17 protein-coding genes and 3 tRNA genes are annotated in these 15,022 nt (G+C 72.6%); 8 read left to right on the top strand and 12 right to left on the bottom strand.

Going from position 1 to position 15,022, the window contains the following annotated elements; all coding sequences use genetic code 11:
- Window positions 1-37: 37 nt before the first annotated feature.
- From GPA04_RS10325 to GPA04_RS10315, 3 genes are read left to right on the top strand one after another with little or no spacing between them, the layout of a single operon-like run.
- Window positions 38-1,084, top strand: a complete 1,047-nt coding sequence (locus GPA04_RS10325; protein WP_156224005.1) for an adenosine deaminase — start codon at window positions 38-40, stop codon at window positions 1,082-1,084.
- A 10-nt stretch (window positions 1,085-1,094) separates the two neighbouring features.
- The gene (locus GPA04_RS10320) at window positions 1,095-1,865 is read left to right on the top strand and encodes an alpha/beta fold hydrolase (protein ID WP_156224004.1); all 771 of its coding nucleotides are present in this window, start codon (window positions 1,095-1,097) and stop codon (window positions 1,863-1,865) included.
- Window positions 1,862-2,584 (top strand): esterase/lipase family protein, encoded by a 723-nt coding sequence (locus GPA04_RS10315; RefSeq protein ID WP_194238950.1) that lies wholly within the window; start codon window positions 1,862-1,864, stop codon window positions 2,582-2,584. The genes GPA04_RS10320 and GPA04_RS10315 overlap by 4 nt, the downstream gene beginning before the upstream one ends.
- A gap of 27 nt (window positions 2,585-2,611) precedes the next feature.
- Here GPA04_RS10315 and GPA04_RS10310 read toward each other — a convergent pair whose 3' ends face one another.
- Together GPA04_RS10310 and GPA04_RS10305 are read right to left on the bottom strand one after the other, a co-directional pair.
- Entirely contained in the window at window positions 2,612-3,673 is a 1,062-nt protein-coding gene (locus GPA04_RS10310; protein ID WP_156224003.1) for a UDP-N-acetylmuramate dehydrogenase, read from the bottom strand.
- 13 nt (window positions 3,674-3,686) lie between these two features.
- A complete protein-coding gene (locus GPA04_RS10305) occupies window positions 3,687-4,901 on the bottom strand; it encodes an MFS transporter (protein WP_156224002.1) in 1,215 nt (404 codons plus the stop codon).
- 125 nt (window positions 4,902-5,026) lie between these two features.
- Here GPA04_RS10305 and GPA04_RS10300 point away from each other — a divergent pair, with 125 nt between their 5' ends.
- On the top strand, window positions 5,027-6,055 hold the full coding sequence (locus tag GPA04_RS10300; protein ID WP_156224001.1) for a LacI family DNA-binding transcriptional regulator: 1,029 nt from the start codon (window positions 5,027-5,029) through the stop codon (window positions 6,053-6,055).
- 185 nt (window positions 6,056-6,240) lie between these two features.
- On the opposite strand, the gene GPA04_RS10295 is transcribed toward GPA04_RS10300, so the two are convergent.
- The 6 genes from GPA04_RS10295 to GPA04_RS10270 form a co-directional block, all read right to left on the bottom strand.
- Window positions 6,241-6,660, bottom strand: a complete 420-nt coding sequence (locus GPA04_RS10295) for a MaoC family dehydratase (protein WP_156224000.1) — start codon at window positions 6,658-6,660, stop codon at window positions 6,241-6,243.
- Entirely contained in the window at window positions 6,657-7,103 is a 447-nt protein-coding gene (locus GPA04_RS10290) for an FAS1-like dehydratase domain-containing protein (protein WP_156223999.1), read from the bottom strand. The genes GPA04_RS10295 and GPA04_RS10290 overlap by 4 nt, the downstream gene beginning before the upstream one ends.
- Window positions 7,104-7,121: 18 nt before the next feature.
- The gene (gene rpmG / locus GPA04_RS10285) at window positions 7,122-7,292 is read right to left on the bottom strand and encodes a 50S ribosomal protein L33 (RefSeq protein ID WP_156223998.1); all 171 of its coding nucleotides are present in this window, start codon (window positions 7,290-7,292) and stop codon (window positions 7,122-7,124) included.
- Window positions 7,293-7,351: 59 nt separating this feature from the next.
- Window positions 7,352-7,425: transfer RNA gene (locus GPA04_RS10280), tRNA-Met, on the bottom strand.
- Window positions 7,426-7,455: 30 nt separating this feature from the next.
- Window positions 7,456-7,528 (bottom strand) — tRNA-Thr (locus GPA04_RS10275).
- A gap of 160 nt (window positions 7,529-7,688) precedes the next feature.
- Window positions 7,689-7,770, bottom strand: a tRNA-Tyr gene (locus tag GPA04_RS10270).
- Window positions 7,771-7,863: 93 nt separating this feature from the next.
- Here GPA04_RS10270 and GPA04_RS10265 point away from each other — a divergent pair.
- Both GPA04_RS10265 and GPA04_RS10260 read left to right on the top strand, forming a co-directional pair.
- Entirely contained in the window at window positions 7,864-8,370 is a 507-nt protein-coding gene (locus tag GPA04_RS10265) for a YajQ family cyclic di-GMP-binding protein (protein ID WP_156223997.1), read from the top strand.
- 73 nt (window positions 8,371-8,443) lie between these two features.
- Window positions 8,444-9,193 (top strand): class I SAM-dependent methyltransferase, encoded by a 750-nt coding sequence (locus tag GPA04_RS10260; protein WP_162458583.1) that lies wholly within the window; start codon window positions 8,444-8,446, stop codon window positions 9,191-9,193.
- Between the two features lie 6 nt (window positions 9,194-9,199).
- On the opposite strand, the gene GPA04_RS10255 is transcribed toward GPA04_RS10260, so the two are convergent.
- Both GPA04_RS10255 and GPA04_RS10250 read right to left on the bottom strand, forming a co-directional pair.
- Complete coding sequence (locus tag GPA04_RS10255) at window positions 9,200-9,673, bottom strand: hypothetical protein (RefSeq protein ID WP_156223995.1); 474 nt, start codon at window positions 9,671-9,673, stop codon at window positions 9,200-9,202.
- Window positions 9,670-10,494, bottom strand: a complete 825-nt coding sequence (locus GPA04_RS10250) for an endonuclease/exonuclease/phosphatase family protein (protein ID WP_241680725.1) — start codon at window positions 10,492-10,494, stop codon at window positions 9,670-9,672. The genes GPA04_RS10255 and GPA04_RS10250 overlap by 4 nt, the downstream gene beginning before the upstream one ends.
- Before the next feature lie 71 nt (window positions 10,495-10,565).
- Here GPA04_RS10250 and GPA04_RS10245 point away from each other — a divergent pair, with 71 nt between their 5' ends.
- Window positions 10,566-11,696, top strand: coding sequence for an NAD(P)/FAD-dependent oxidoreductase (locus GPA04_RS10245; protein WP_162458582.1), 1,131 nt, complete (start codon window positions 10,566-10,568; stop codon window positions 11,694-11,696).
- Between the two features lie 9 nt (window positions 11,697-11,705).
- On the opposite strand, the gene htpX is transcribed toward GPA04_RS10245, so the two are convergent.
- Both htpX and GPA04_RS10235 read right to left on the bottom strand, forming a co-directional pair.
- Window positions 11,706-12,575 (bottom strand): zinc metalloprotease HtpX, encoded by an 870-nt coding sequence (gene htpX, locus GPA04_RS10240; RefSeq protein WP_156223993.1) that lies wholly within the window; start codon window positions 12,573-12,575, stop codon window positions 11,706-11,708.
- Window positions 12,576-12,585: 10 nt separating this feature from the next.
- Window positions 12,586-13,959 carry an FAD-dependent oxidoreductase gene (locus tag GPA04_RS10235; protein ID WP_156223992.1) on the bottom strand — a complete coding sequence of 458 codons (1,374 nt, stop codon included), beginning with the start codon at window positions 13,957-13,959 and terminating at the stop codon, window positions 12,586-12,588.
- A 108-nt stretch (window positions 13,960-14,067) separates the two neighbouring features.
- Between GPA04_RS10235 and rarD the strand changes: the two genes are divergently transcribed.
- Window positions 14,068-15,012 (top strand): EamA family transporter RarD, encoded by a 945-nt coding sequence (rarD, locus tag GPA04_RS10230; protein ID WP_156223991.1) that lies wholly within the window; start codon window positions 14,068-14,070, stop codon window positions 15,010-15,012.
- Window positions 15,013-15,022 lie beyond the last annotated feature (10 nt).

Genomic DNA, 15,022 nt, shown 5'->3' with positions numbered 1-15,022 from the left:
GTCGCGTCGCCGGCCGCGTCGAGGGAAGGATGGAGCGATGGCCCGAGACCTGCGCACCCTCCCCAAGGCCCATCTGCACCTGCACTTCACCGGGTCGATGGCGGCGACGACCTTGGTCGAGCTCGCGCGGGAGCAGGGGCGGCGCCTTCCGGAGTCGTTGCTCGACGCCGTGGTCGACGGCGACCCGGTACGGCTCCCGGCCAACGAGCGCGGCTGGTTCCGGTTCCAGCGGATGTACGACGCGGCGCGGGCCGTGGTCCGCTCCGAGACCGTGATGCGCAGGATCGTCGACGAGGCGGTCGCAGCCGACGCCGCCGAGGGCTCCGTCCGGCTGGAGATCCAGGTCGACCCGACCTCCTATGCGCCCTACGTCGGCGGCCTGACGCCCGCGCTCGAGCTCGTGGTCGACGCCGCCCGGACCTCCGCTCAGCGGCACGGCATCGAGGTCGGCGTGATCGTCGCGGCCTCGCGGATGCGGCACCCGCTCGACGCGCGCACGCTCGCGCGCCTCGCCGCCCTCCACGCCGACCCGGACGGCGTCATCGGGTTCGGGCTCAGCAACGACGAGCGCAGAGGCGTGACGACGGCGTTCGCCCCCGCGTTCGCCATCGCGCGCCGCGCGGGGCTGGCCTCGGTCCCGCACGGTGGCGAGCTGCTCGGCGCCGACCACGTGGCCGAGGTGCTGGCGTCCTTGCACCCGGACCGGATCGGCCACGGCGTCCGCGTGAGCGAGGACGCGGGCGTGCTCCGCCGGGTCGTCGACGCGGGCGTGGCACTGGAGGTGTGCCCCACGTCGAACGTGTCGCTGGGCGTCTACCCCACCCTGGCCGACGTGCCCCTGCGGCGGCTGCTGGATGCCGGCGCCAGGCTCGCGCTCGGCGCCGACGACCCGCTGATCTTCGGGTCGCGGCTGCTCGCGCAGTACGAGCTCGCGCGCGACGTCCACGGCCTCACCGATCCCGAGCTGGCGTCGCTGGCACGGTCCTCGATCGACGCGAGCCGCGCGAGCGAGTCGAGCAAGCAACGGATGCGCTCCGCCGTCGAGCACTGGCTGGCTCAGCCCGACCCGGGCACGCCGACATAGGGTGACCCGCGTGGCACGCAGGCTGCGGATGACGCGACGCACCGTCCGGTACAACGGCGCCCGGATGCGCGTGCGCGAGCTGCGCAGCACGAGCGAGCGCACCTTCGTGATGGTGCACGGGATCGGCGTGTCCTCGGACTACTTCGAGCCGCTGGCGCACGCGCTGCACGAGCACGGCAACGTGCTGCTCCTCGACCTGCCGGGGTTCGGCGGCCTCCCGCGACCCGCGCGACCGCTCACGATCGCCGGGTTCGCCGACATCGTGCGCGCCGGCATCGAGGCCGAGGGCGTCCAGGACCCGGTGCTGATCGGGCACTCGATGGGCGCCCAGGTGGTGATCGATCTGCTCACGCGGTACCAGCTGGCCAGCCACGCGGTGCTGGTCGGGCCGGTCGTGAACCCCGCAGAGCCGACCGTGCGTCAGCAGGCGTGGCGGTTCTTCCAGTCGGCCGCGCACGAGAGCGGCCGCGTGCGGCTGCTCGCCTCCCGCGCCTACCTGCGGTGCGGTCCGGCCTGGTTCATCGAGGTGCTGCCCGCCATGATGCGGTACCCGATGCGCGAGAAGCTGCCGCAGGTGAAGGCCGACACGCTGCTGATCACCGGCGAGCACGACACCGTGGTGCCGGCCCCCTGGGTGGCCGAGATGCTGGCGCTGCTGCCGCGTGGACGGCACGAGCTGATCGCCGGGGCGGCCCACAACGTGGTCTACGACCACTGGCAGCCGGTGGCCGACCTGACGCTGGCGCACCTGGGCCTGGGCCTGGGGTCGACGGCGCCGTGATCGGCCGGCTGCTCGAGATCGCGATCCGGGGTGTCGCCTGGGCCGCGGACTACGTGTTCGTGCTGCGGTGGCAGGTGCGCAGCCTGCTGCGGCGGCGCCCGGCGTGGGCGCAGCAGACCCCGGACGCCCGCGGTGTGCCGGTGCTGCTGCTGCCGGGGATCTTCGAGTCCTGGCGGTTCCTGGAGCCGCTGGGACTGCGGCTCGCCGAGGCCGGTCACCCGGTGCACGTCGTCGACCTGGGGTTCAACAGCCGGCCGGTCGCCGCGCTGGCGCGCCGGGTGAGCACCGCGATCGCGGCCGCGGAGGTCGACGGGGCCGTGATCGTGGCCCACTCCAAGGGCGGCCTCATCGGCAAGCAGCTGATGCTGGACGAGCTCCGCCGCGCCGATCGGGGCGGGCCCGCCCCCCGTGTGCTCGGCATGGTCGCGATCAACACCCCGTTCGGCGGTTCGAGGTACGCCGGTCTGGTGCCGTTCGCATCGGTGCGGGCGATGAGCCCGACGGCGTTGCGCGCCTTCGCGGGTCAGCGACAGGTGGACGACCGGATCACCTCGGTCTACGCCTCCTGGGACCCGCACGTGCCCGAGGGCAGCGAGCTGGTCGGCGCCACCAACGTCCGGGTGCGCCCGCGCGGCCACTTCCGCGTGCTGGGGATCCGGTCCGTCCAGGATGCGGTCCTCGACGCCGTCGAGCGCGCCGCGGCGCGCCCGACACCCTGAGAGGCCCGCACTGAGCGCGGCCGGTCGCTAGAGCGCGAGGCCGATCAGGACCGGTTCCGGCTCCAGGGTGATCGCGAAGGCGTCGCGGACGCCGTCGCGGACCGTGCGCGCGAGCGCGAGGAGGTCCGCGGCGCGCGCACCGCCGCGGTTCGTGATCGCGAGCGCGTGCTTGGTCGACAGCGAGGCGGCACCACCCCCGGGCACCGCGAAGCCCTTGTCGAAGCCCGCTCGCTGGATCAGCCAGGCCGCGCTCGTCTTGACCAGGCCGGGGCCGGCCGGCCACTGCGGGGCACCCTCGGGGAGCGCGGATCCCTCGGGCAGCACCGGGTTGGTGAAGAACGACCCGGCGCTCCAGGTGTCGGGATCGTCGGCGTCGAGCACCATGCCCTTGCCGGCGCGCAGCGCCAGCACCGCCGAGCGGACCTCGGCGGCGTCGACCCGCTCCCCTACCTCGACGTCGAGGGCACGGGCGAGCTCGGGATAGCGGATCGGGGTCGAGCGGGTGGCCAGCCGCATCTGGAACATCACCCGCAGCACCACGTAGCGGGGCGTCGGGTACCAGGCGTTCGTGCGATCGCGCAGCGACTCCTTGAGGATCGAGGTGCGGTAGCCCAGCCCCAGCTCGCCGTGCGCCAGGGTGCGGTACCGCTTCTCCTGCCGGTCCCAGGTGCGCACCATCGCGACGACGTCGCCCACCTCCTGCCCGTAGGCGCCCACGTTCTGGACCGGCGTGGCGCCGGTGCTGCCCGGGATGCCCGAGAGCGCCTCGACGCCGGCCCAGCCCTCGGCGACCGCACGCAGCACCAGGTTGTCCCACGGCATGCCGGCGCTGGCCCAGAACGCGGCGCCACCGCACGCGTCCTGGGACTCGACGGCGATCTCCTGGCGGGCGTCGCGCACCACGACGCCGGCGAACCCGGCGTCGGCCGCCAGCACGTTCGACCCGCCACCGAGGACGAGCAGCGGCTCTCCGGCCTCGTCGGCGGCGACGACCGTCTCGACGATCTCCTCCTCGGTGCTCGCCTCCACGAGGCGGCCCACCGGGCCGCCGACCCGCAGGGTGGTGAGGTCGGCGAGGGTGCGGCTCATCGGGCCAGGGTAGTCACGACGGATCGGTGGCCTCGGCGTCCACGGGCGCACGTGGCACCGCAGCCGGCAGCACCAGCAGGCTCACCACCAGCGGGACCAGCACCGCGAGCAGCGACGCGCGGTAGCCGACGTGGTCGGCCAGCAGCCCCAGCAGCGGCGGGCCGATGAGGAAGGCGGTGTAGCCGAGCGTGGAGACCACCGACAGCCGCGCGGCGGCGCGCTGCGGCTCGTCGGTGGCGGCGCTCATGCCGACCGGGAATCCCAGCGCGGCGCCGAAGCCCCACAGCACGGCACCCAGCAGGGCGATCGGCAGGTTCGGCACGAGCCCGAAGATGGCGAGCCCCACGATCGCGAACCCGGTGCACAGGCGGAGCACCAGCAGCCGCCCGAACCGGTCGAGCAGCCAGGTCCCGGCGAACCGCATCACCGTCATCGCGATCACGAACACGGTGAAGCCCAGCGCGCCGGTGCTGTTGGGGACGTCGAAGCCGTCGACGACCGCGAGCGCCAGCCAGTCGTTGGCGGCACCCTCGGTCAGGGCCGCCGACAGCACGATCAGGCCGATCAGCAGCGTGCGGGGCTCCAGCCAGGTCCGGGCGAAGCCGGGCGCGGGGGCCGATTCGGTCGTGCCGTCGGGCTGCGGCTCGACGTCGGGGAGCAGACCGCGCACGCAGAGCAGGACGGCGACCACGACGACCGCCAGCGTGATGCCCAGGTGCAGCGGCAGGCCGATGTCGTTGCCGCTCGCGAGCGTGCCACCGGCCGCTCCGAGCACCGCACCGACCGAGAAGCCCGCGTGGAACCACGGCATGATCGAGCGCGAGAGGGCCCGCTCCACGACGGTGCCGGCGAAGTTCATCGCCATGTCCCACGAGCCGATGCCCATCATCGCGACGAACAGCCCCGCAGCCACGCCGACGATGCTGCCCTGCGTCACGGCGACGACGGCGCCGCCCATGCCGATCGCCGTGGTGAGGGCGCCCGCCACGACCGTGCTGCGCGACCCGATCGTCGAGACGATCCGGCCGGTCAGCGGGAGCGACAGCAGGGAACCCATGGCGCCGACGAGCAGCACGAGACCCATCGCGTCAGGCGCGAGATCGAGAGCGTCACGCACGGCCGGGAGCCTCGAGGCCCAGCTCGCGAACGTGAGCCCGCTCAGCACGAAGACGCCGAAGACGCACGCGGCGGCGAGGCGCACGCGTGCGCCGGTGGCAGTGGTGGACATCGTTCCCCGAGAGGTGGTGGGAGGACAGCGAGGCCGGCAGCGCCGTCGGCGAATCGATTCGAGCCTCAGGATCTAGGGTATCCCCGCTGGGCTAGGCTGATTCGCCCGACCGGAAGGAGCCGTCGGTGGGCCGAAGTGCGACCACCCTGACCGACGTCGCGCGCGCCGCCGGGGTCTCGTTGTCGACGGCGTCCCTGGCGTTCTCGGGCGCGGGACCGATCTCGTCGGCGACCCGCGAGAAGGTTCTCGCCGCGGCCGCCGAGCTCGGCTACCACGGGCCCGACCCGGTGGCGGCGTCGTTGCGGCGCGGGCGCTCGGGCGTGATCGGCGTGGTGATGGGGTCAGCGGTACGGCGTTCCTTCCGCGACCCGGTCTCGATCCAGTTCCTCGACGGCATCGTGACCACCCTCGCGACCCAGGGCTACGGAACCCTGATGCTGCCGGCCAGCGGCTCGGACGAGGCACCGGGCAGTCTGCTGACGCACGGCGCCATGGACGCAGCGGTGCTGATGGCCGGAGCGGTGACCTCGACGCGCACCATCGAGGCGCTCCGAGCACGCGGGCTGCCGACCGTGCAGATCGGCGGCACCGGGCGGCAGGGCGCGTCGGTGCGCGCCCGCGACAAGGAAGGCATGCAGATGCTCGGGGAGCACCTGCGAGAGCGGGGGCACACCCGGGTGGCGGTCGCGACGCTGCCGTGGCAGAGCGGCGCGCAGCCGGGCCCTGTGGACGCCGGCACCACGCGGCGTCCTGCCGCGCCGATCACGGCGCGCAGGCTCGACGGCCTGCGTGCGGCCGGTGTGGAGCCTGTCGCGATCTGGCAGTGTGCCTCGCTGGTCGAGGAGGGCATCGCCGCCGGCCGCGCCCTGCTCGCCTCCCGCCCGACGGCGTTGGTGGGGTTTAGCGACCTGATCGCCGCCGGGCTGCTGATCGCCGCGCGCGAGGCGGGCTTGCGGGTTCCTGAGGACGTCGCCGTCGCCGGTTTCGACGGCATCGACCTGCCGTGGCTGGGCGAGGACACGCTCACCACGCTCGTGCAGCCCATCGCCGACATGGGCAGGCACGCCGCGGAGGCGGCGCTCACCCTCGCCGCGGGCGGCACCGCGAAGTCGCTCTCGGTCGACGTCGAGCTCCGGGTCGGGACGACGACCTGACCCCTCCGCCATATGGCGGTGACTGAGCGCCCACATCCCTGCAGGAGCGGTGACTGAGCGCCCACCTCCCTGCAAGAGCGGTGACTCAGCGCCCACCGGAGGCGCTGGCGTGGGCCGAAACGCACCGGCGCTGCACGCATGTGGGCGCTGAGCCACCTGCGGGTGAGCGAGGAGCGCCCGGACCATCAGGCCACGGTGACGTGGGCCTGCGCCTTTCCGAGCACGGTGCTGCCGTCGACGCTGACCGTGAGGTCGATGCGGGCGGTGCCGGCCTCGGCGTCGAGCGACCCGACGACGGCGCGCACCACCACCTCGACCTCGCCCGGGTCGGGGACCACGACCGGGCGGGTGAAACGGCAGCCGTAGGACACGAGCCGCCCGGGGTCGCCGAGCCAGTCGGTCAGCGCCGCGCCTGCGACCCCCATCGTGAGCATGCCGTGCGCGATCACGCCGGGCAGGCCGACCTCGGTGGCGAACCGCTCGTTCCAGTGGATCGGGTTGAAGTCGCCGGAGGCGCCTGCGTAGCGGACCAGGCGCGCGCGGTCGAGCACGCGGGTCTGCGTGAACAGCTCGGTGCCGACCTCGGTGTCGGCGCCCAGGCTCACGCGCTCTCCCCGCGCACAGCGAGGGTGGAGACCACGGTCGCGACGTGCGCTCCGCCGTCGTCGGTGATCTCGGTACGGGTGGTGACCATGGTGATGCCGGCCCGCTCGGTCAGGCCGTCCACGTGGACCGCGGTGCTCACGAGGTCTCCGGCGACCAGGGGACGCGTGTGGGTGAAGCCCTCGTTGGCGTGCACCACGCGCGAGAAGTCGATGCCGGACGCGGGGTCGGCGATGTACTCGGACTCGGCGCGCTGGGCGATCACGACTGCGAAGGTCGGGGGCGCGACGACGTCGCTGTAGCCGGCCTCGACCGCCGCCTCCGGGCTGTGGTGCAGCGGGGACCGGGCACCGACCGCGTCGGCGAACTCGGTGATCTTCGCGCGCGAGACGGCGTACGGCGCCGTTCCTGTGAAGACGGCGCCGACGCGGCTGAGGTCGACCACGTCAGGGACGACGCTGGGTCAGCGGGTCTCGCGGTGGCTGCGGTGGAGGTTGCAGCGCGGGCAGTACTTCGCGAGCTCGAGCCGGTCGGGGGTGTTCCGACGGTTCTTCTTCGTGATGTAGTTGCGGCTCTTGCACACCTCGCAGGCGAGGGTGATCTTCGGGCGGATGTCCGCGGACTTGCTGGCCACTGGTGTTCCTCTGCTCGTGCGCGGCCGCTGCTCGGGCCACGTTGATGTCGCTGTTCGGGTAGCGGGGGCGGGGATCGAACCCGCGACCTCACGATTATGAGTCGTGCGCTCTGACCGTCTGAGCTACCCCGCCGCAGGGCCCGCGGCGGGACCGCGGGCTCAGAGCCCCGATAGGGAATCGAACCCTAGACCTTCTCCTTACCATGGAGACGCTCTACCGACTGAGCTATCGGGGCAACGAGGAACGAGGGTACAGCCTCCTGCGCGCTCGTGCGAAATCGGCGTGAGCGACGTCACGCGCCCCCTCCCCCGCAGGCCCCGGCGCGAGCGTCGAGACCGAGGTGGGCACGGCCCACAGACGACGAAACCGCCCGCAGCAGCGGACGGTTCGAGGGGTGGCGGGTGAGGGATTCGAACCCCCGAAGCGTAACGCGGCTGATTTACAGTCAGCTCCCTTTGGCCACTCGGGTAACCCGCCATGGTCGCGAACGACCGGATGGAAGGATAGCAAGCCAGACACCGGTCCCCGAACGCGAGGGGACCACCCCGCCACCAGAACAGGAGCCGAGAGATGGCTGACAGCTCGTTCGACATCGTGAGCAAGGTCGACCGCCAGGAGGTCGACAACGCCCTGAACCAGGCCGCCAAGGAGATCGCGCAGCGGTACGACTTCCGCAACGTGGGCGCCTCGATCGCCTGGTCCGGCGAGTCGGTGCTGATGAAGGCGAACTCGGCGGAGCGGGTCAAGGCGATCGTCGACGTGTTCGAGTCGAAGCTGTTCCGCCGCGGCGTCTCCCTCAAGGCGCTCGACCTCGGAGAGGGTGAGCCGCAGGCCTCCGGCAAGGAGTACCAGCTCGCGGGCACGATCAAGGAGGGCCTGACCTCCGAGGTTGCGAAGAAGATCACCAAGCTGATCCGCGACGAGGGCCCCAAGGGCGTCAAGACCCAGATCCAGGGCGACGAGGTCCGCGTGAGCTCGAAGTCCCGTGACGACCTGCAGGCCGTGCAGGCGCTGCTCAAGCGGGCCGAGGCCGACGACGAGATCGACGCCGCGCTGCAGTACGTGAACTACCGCTGAACCCGCCGGGCCGGCGCGGCCAGGACCCCGATTTCTGTTGGACCTGGCCTCGCCCCACCGGCACGCTGGCTCCGTGAGCTCACTGTGGACCGAGGACCCTCGCGCCGTCGCCACCTACGACACCGAGTGCGCCGGACGTCATGATCACGACTTCTATCTGGCGCTGGCCGCCGAGGTCCGGGCGCGGACCGTCGTGGACCTCGGCTGCGGGACCGGCGTGTTCGCGGTCGACCTCGCCCGGCGCGGGTTCCAGGCGGTCGGCGTGGACCCCGCCGCCGCCATGCTCGACGTGGCCCGCACCCGTGAGGACGGCGACCTCCCCACCTGGATCCACGGCACCGCGGCGGACATCCCCTCCGGCAGCGCCGATCTCGTCGTGATGATGGGGCACGTCGCGCAGTACTTCGTCGAGGACCAGGCCTGGGCCACCACGCTCGCCCAGGTGCACCGCGCCCTGGCAGACGGCGGTCACCTCGCGTTCGAGTCCCGCCAGCCCGACCGTGACTGGCCCGCCCGCTGGACCCGTGAGCACACCGAGATCACCCACGAGCACCCTGACGGCGGTGTGTTCACCGCGTGGGGCGAGATCGTCGAGGTCGTGGGAACCCCGTCGTCGTTCGTCGAGACCCACGTGGGCCACACCGACCTCCCCGACGGCACCCATCTGGAGCACGCGGAGACGTTGCGCTTCCGGAGCGAGGACGAGATCCGGACGAGCCTGCACGAGGCAGGCTTCGCCGTCGAGAACCTCTGGGGCGACTGGGACCGCTCTCCCGTCACCGCGACCAGCGACGAGCTGATCGTGCTGGCGCGCCGGCGCTGACGTGGTTCAGGCGAATCCCACCTGCTCCTCGTGAACGGTGAGGGTCAAGCTGGGATCGACGACGTCTGAGCCGTCGCCCCTGTCGGGGTAGTACCAGTAGTCCAGCACCACCCAGCGCTTCTCGCCGTCGGGCACCGTGACCGGCTCGGACAGCCCGACGCCGGTGCCGGAGGTCGCCTCGAGCGTGTGCTCACCGGCGGGAAGCTCGATCGGGAACTCCAGCCAGTTGTGCTGCCCCTCGACGGCGAAGCTCTGGTCGACCACGAGCACGCCGTCGATCCTGACCATGATGTCGACGCGATCGTGCTCGAAGGACTGGTTGCTGACGTAGAGCACGAGGTTCGCCTGCTCGGCGTCATCGACGACCGTGATGTCGTCGTCGCCCGTCGGGACCGGCGCCGCGGCGCACGCCGCGAGCGCCGCGGCGAGCGGCACGACCGTGAGGAGCATGGCGAGGCGCCGGCGTGACGGCACCATCACGCCGCCACTCCCTCAGGCAGCCGCACCACGGCGTGCACGGGCAGGTGGTCGGACGCCCAGCCACCGCTCACCTGACGACCGTCGATGCCCGCGGCGAGCACCTCGACGTCGGGGCTGACGAGGATCCAGTCGATGCGGCGACCTCCTGGTCGCGGTGGACGGTAGCTCGCGAACGTGCCGTACGCGGGGGTCAGCCTGGCGCTGGCCGCCTCCCAGGCGTCGACGAGCGTGCCACCGGCCAGGAACGCCCTCACGGACGCCGACCTGGCGCCGGCGTTGAGGTCGCCCGTCACGATCGCCGGCAGCGACTGCCTCGCGATCAGCTGACGGATCGCGACGGCCGCACGCACGCGTGACCGGCCTGAGAGATGGTCGAGGTGGGTGTTGACGACGAAGGCCCGCGCCGACGTCGTCCGGTCGCGCACCGTCGCGGTGACGGCGATCCGGGGGGTGCCCCAGGAGATCGAGCCCGGCACCGTCGGACGGTCCGAGAGCGCCCGCTGGTGCCAGCCCAGCACCTCCACGCGGTCCTCGTCCCACCAGATCGGGCACGCCTCGCCGTCGCCCGTGCGACCCCGCCCGGTCCCGGCGGAGCGGTACCGGCCTCCGAGCGCCTCCTGCAGCACCGCCATCTGCTCCGGCACCACCTCCTGCACGCCGAGCAGCGCCGGCTGCTCCGACCGCAGCAGCTCCTGCAGCAGTGGAGCGCGTTGCTGCCACCGGTCGGCACGGCGTCGGGTCGGGACCGGCCGTCGGATGTTGAGGCTCATGACGTGCAGGGCCTTCGCCTCCACGTGCCCGACCAGCGGTTGCCGCGTCACGCCGCCAGCGTAGGGCGGCGCCGCCGCAGGCGATGGGTCCTGGTCGCACACGGCGCCCGTACGCTCGTCGTGTGGACGTGGCGGACCGGGTCGTGATCGGCGGCGGCATCGTCGGATGGTCGACCGCGCTCGAGCTGCTCGAGCGAGACCCTCGACGCCGGGTGGTGGTGGTCGACGACGCCCGGACCGGCCGCGCCACCGATGCCGGCGCCGGCATCGCGACGCCGTTCACCCGCCGCGACATGGGCGAGGACTGGGCCGCCACGATGTTCGCGGCGATGCGGACCTATGCCGCCCTGCTGCCGAGGCTGCGCGACGCGGGGCTCGAGCCCGGGCACGAGGTGGTCGGCAAGCTGCTGGTCGCTGCCGACGACGTCGAGGCCGCACAGCTCCCAGAGGTGCTCCGGCGGGCTCAGGCGCAGGTGGCGGAGCTCGGCGCCGTCGGGATCGGGGCACCGGAGCTGATCGACGAGGCGGCGGTGCGCAGCCTGCATCCGCTGCTGGGCACCGTCGAGGCCGCCCTGCTGCTCCCCGAGGTCGCCCAGGTGGACGGGCGGGCGCTGACGGCGGCGCTCCGCCGTCGAGCACGCATCCTGGGCGCGACGGAGCGAGTCGGGAGTGCCGAGCTGCTGGTGTCCGGCGACCAGCTGCGTGGGGTGCGGGTGGACGCCGACGTGATCGCCTCCGACGCCGTGGTGCTCGCGGCCGGTGCCTGGACCGAGCGGCTGCTGTCCCCTCATGGGCTGTCCGGCGGCATCTACCCCCAACGTGGGCAGATCGCGCACGCCCGCATCGACCGCGCGACGCCGCTGCCGATCGCCGGCGGCTTCGACCCCACCTACCTGCTGTGCTTCGGAGGCGGCCGCCTCGTCTTCGGACCCACGCGCGAGGACGACAGCGGCTTCGAGGAGGCCCCGACCGTCGGCGCCCTGCACGCGATGCTCGAGAGGGCGCGCCGCCTTGCTCCCGGGATCGCCGCCGCCCGCTGGCTCGAGATCCGTTCCGGGCTCCGCCCGATGAGCCGTGACGGCGTGCCCACGATCGGCGCGTTCGAGCACCTCCCCGGTCTGGTGCTCGCGACCGGTCTCGGGGCGCAGGGCCTCACGGTCGGCCCGCACGTGGGCGGCTGGGCAGCTCAGCTCGCCGACGGCGAGGCGCCGCCGGTGCCGGTGGCGTTCTCACCGCAGCGCTGGGTCGGGTAGGTCCGTCGCTCAGCGCATCGCCAGCGCCTCGAGACGCGCGACGCGCTCCCTCATCGGCGGGTGCGTCGCGAACATGCGGGCCAGGCCGGCACCCCGGAACGGGTTCGCGATCATCATCGGTGCGACCGTGACGAGATCGCCCTCGGGTCGCAGCGGCCGGGCGTGTGCGCCGTCGGAGATCTTGCGCAACGCGTCGGCCAGGGCGAGCGGGTCACCGGACAGGGCTGCCCCGCCGGCATCGGCGTCGAACTCCCGGGTCCGCGAGATCGCCATCTGGATCACGGCCGCCCCCAGAGGTGCGAGCAGCGCCATCAGCAGCGTCCCCACCAGCGCGAGCGGGTTCGCGCCACGGCTCCTGCCGCCCGTGAGCAGCAGGAACTGCGCCGCCGAGGTGAGCAGCCCCGACATCGCGGCGGCGACCGAGGAGGTGAGGATGTCGCGGTTGTACACGTGCATCAGCTCGTGGGCGAGCACCCCGCGCAGCTCCCGCTCGTCGAGGATCTGCAGGATGCCCGAGGTGCAGCACACCACGGCCCGCCGTGGGCTGCGGCCGGTCGCGAACGCGTTCGGGGCGTCCGTGGGCGAGACGTACAGGCGCGGCATCGGCTGCTTGGCCCGATCCGCCAGCTCGCGCACGATCCGGTGCATCACCGGCGCCTCGGCCTCGCTCACGGGGAACGCGTTCATCGCGCGCACCGCGATCGTGTCCGAGCGCCAGTACGAGACGAACGTACCGATCAGTCCGAGCGCGGCGAACAGCCAGATGATGCCGGGGCTGCGGGTGGTCATCGCGAGGAGCGCGCCGGCGCCCAGCAGCACCGCCCACATCACGGCGAAGAGGCCGAAGGTCTTCAGACCGTTGTGATGGTGGCGGCGCACGCGACCTGCCTCAGACGAGCGCGGAGCGCGAGATGTCGGTCATCTCCTCGCGCGGGACGACCTTGATCCGCTCGCGGCCCGCAGCCTCACCCAGGGCGCGCTCGTGGGCGTCAAGGACCTCCCAGCCCTCCCAGGTCGTGTAGGCCACGCCTGCCTCACGCAGCTGGTCGATGATCGCCTCGGGATCGCGGACGACGGCGGAGCGGAAGGTCGCGCCGCCCTCGGCTGTCGCGTCCTCGACCAGGTTCTCGATCGTCTCCCGCGCGTCGGACTTCGTGTGGCCGATGAGGCCGACGGGGCCGCGCTTGATCCACCCGGTCGCGTAGACGCCGGGCACGTGCTCGCCGTGCTCGTCCAGGACGCGACCGCCGGCGTTCGGGATCACACCCGCGGCATGGTCGAACGGGACGTCGGCCAGCGGGGAGCCGAAGTACCCGACCGCGCGGTAGACCGCCTGCACCTCGAACTCCTCGAACCGGCCGGTGTTGCGCACGGTGCCGTCGCCGGCGAGCTCGGTGCGCTCGGTGCGGAGCCCGGTCACCCGGTCGGTACCCAGGATCTCGGCGGGCCGGTGCAGGAAGTGCAGGTGGATCCGCCGCGAGGCGGTCAGCTCCCCGGGGTCTCGCAGCGTCCAGTCGGTCAGCGTCTTGACGACCTGCTTGGTCTGGTTGGACGAGCGGATCGCCTCTTCCGAGCCGTCGTCGAAGTCGAAGTCCTCGGGGTACACCACGATGTCGACGTCGGGCACGTGACCCAGCTCGCGCAGCTCCAGCGGCGAGAACTTGACCTGAGCAGGGCCGCGGCGGCCGAACACGTGCACGTCGGTGACCGGGCTGGACCGCAGCCCCTCCTCGACGTTCGCCGGGATCTCGGTCGGGAGCAGGTCGTCGGGGTGCTTGGCGAGGATCCGCGCGACGTCGAGCGCCACGTTGCCGTTGCCCAGCACCGCGACCTGCGTGGCCTCCAACGGCCACGTGCGCGGAACGTCCGGGTGCCCGTCGAACCAGGACACGAAGTCCGCGGCGCCGTAGGAGCCGGGCAGGTCGATACCGGGGATGTCGAGCGAGGCGTCGCGGATCGCGCCGGTGGCGAAGATCACGGCGTCGTAGTGCTTCCGCAGCTCGTCGAGGGTGATGTCGGTGCCGAAGTCGACGTTGCCGATCAGCCGGATGTCACCGCGCTGCAGCACCTTGTAGAGCGCCACGATGATCTGCTTGATCCGCGGGTGGTCGGGCGCGACGCCGTACCGGACCAGCCCGTACGGGGCTGGAAGCCGCTCGAACAGGTCGATCGAGACGTCGAGGTCGGTCTTGCTCAGGATGTCGGCCGCGTAGATGCCGGCGGGGCCGGCTCCGACAACGGCCACGCGCAGCGGCTCGGACACGTTTCTCTCTCTACGGTGGACTGGGGCGAAGGGCCTGGCCCGCGGACCAGTCTAGGCACGCGTTCTCGGCGCTCATCGGCACCCGCGGAGGGCGTACCGTTCCGCGAGATGGATGTCTCAGTCTCGCAGGAGCGCCGCGGCCTGGCCGCGGCGCTCGGCGCGTTCGGCCTCTGGGGCATGTTCCCGCTCTTCCTGTCGCTGCTCGCGCCTGCGGGCGCGGTCGAGATCAGCGCGCACCGGGTGGTGTGGACGTTCCTGGTGTGCGTGCTGGTGCTGGCGCTCACACGAACCCTGCGCGGTACGTGGCGGCTCGCGGCGGACCGCCGGCTGGTGGGGCGGCTCGCTCTCGGTGCGATGTTCCTCGCCGGGAACTGGCTGATCTTCGTGATCTCCATCGAGATCGGCCGCGTGGTCGACGCCTCGCTGGGGTATTTCCTCAACCCCTTGGTCAGCGCCGGCCTGGCGGTCGTGGTGCTCCGGGAGCGGCTGCGGCCGCTGCAGTGGGCGGCGCTGGCGATCGCCGGCGCCGGCATCGTGGTGATGTCGGTCGGGCTCGGCACCGTGCCGTGGATCGCGCTGGGCCTGGCGACCACCTTCGGTCTGTACGGGCTGACCAAGAAGCAGGTCGGCTCGCGCGTGACCGCGATCTCGGGTCTGTCGATCGAGACCGTGGTGCTGCTGCTGCCCGCGCTCGGCTACCTGGCCTACCTGGTCGCGAGCGGTGGCTCGACGTTCGGGCTCGACGTCGGGATCGGCGGCTCGCTCGGCCACGCGCTGCTGCTGGTGAGCAGCGGCGTCGCATCAGCGATCCCGCTGGTGCTGTTCGCGGCGGCATCCCGCCGGCTCCCCCTCGCCACCGTCGCGATGACCCAGTTCCTGACCCCGGTCATGCAGCTCATCGCCGGGGTGCTGGTGCTCGGCGAGCAGATGTCGCCCGCCCGCTGGTGGGGCTTCGCCTTCGTCTGGGGTGCGCTGGTGGTGCTCAGCGTGGACATCGTGCGCAGCTCCCGCGCGGCCAGGCTCGCGCGACCCCTGGGTCCGCCGCCTGCCTGACCCGGGCTCG

The organism is Pseudactinotalea suaedae (genome assembly GCF_009733815.1).
In the GTDB taxonomy this organism is placed as follows: Bacteria; Actinomycetota; Actinomycetes; order Actinomycetales; family Beutenbergiaceae; genus Pseudactinotalea; species Pseudactinotalea suaedae.
The sequence above is the reverse complement of the archived record's forward strand: the minus strand, read 5'-3'. Positions and strand labels throughout refer to the sequence as shown.

Coding starts and splice junctions, on each gene's coding strand:
- GPA04_RS10265 (WP_156223997.1), top strand. CDS start 7,864: ATGGCTGACAGCTCGTTCGACATCGTGAGCAAGGTCGACCGCCAGGAG.
- GPA04_RS10305 (WP_156224002.1), bottom strand. CDS start 4,901: ATGTCCACCACTGCCACCGGCGCACGCGTGCGCCTCGCCGCCGCGTGC.
- GPA04_RS10310 (WP_156224003.1), bottom strand. CDS start 3,673: ATGAGCCGCACCCTCGCCGACCTCACCACCCTGCGGGTCGGCGGCCCG.
- rarD (WP_156223991.1), top strand. CDS start 14,068: ATGGATGTCTCAGTCTCGCAGGAGCGCCGCGGCCTGGCCGCGGCGCTC.
- GPA04_RS10325 (WP_156224005.1), top strand. CDS start 38: ATGGCCCGAGACCTGCGCACCCTCCCCAAGGCCCATCTGCACCTGCAC.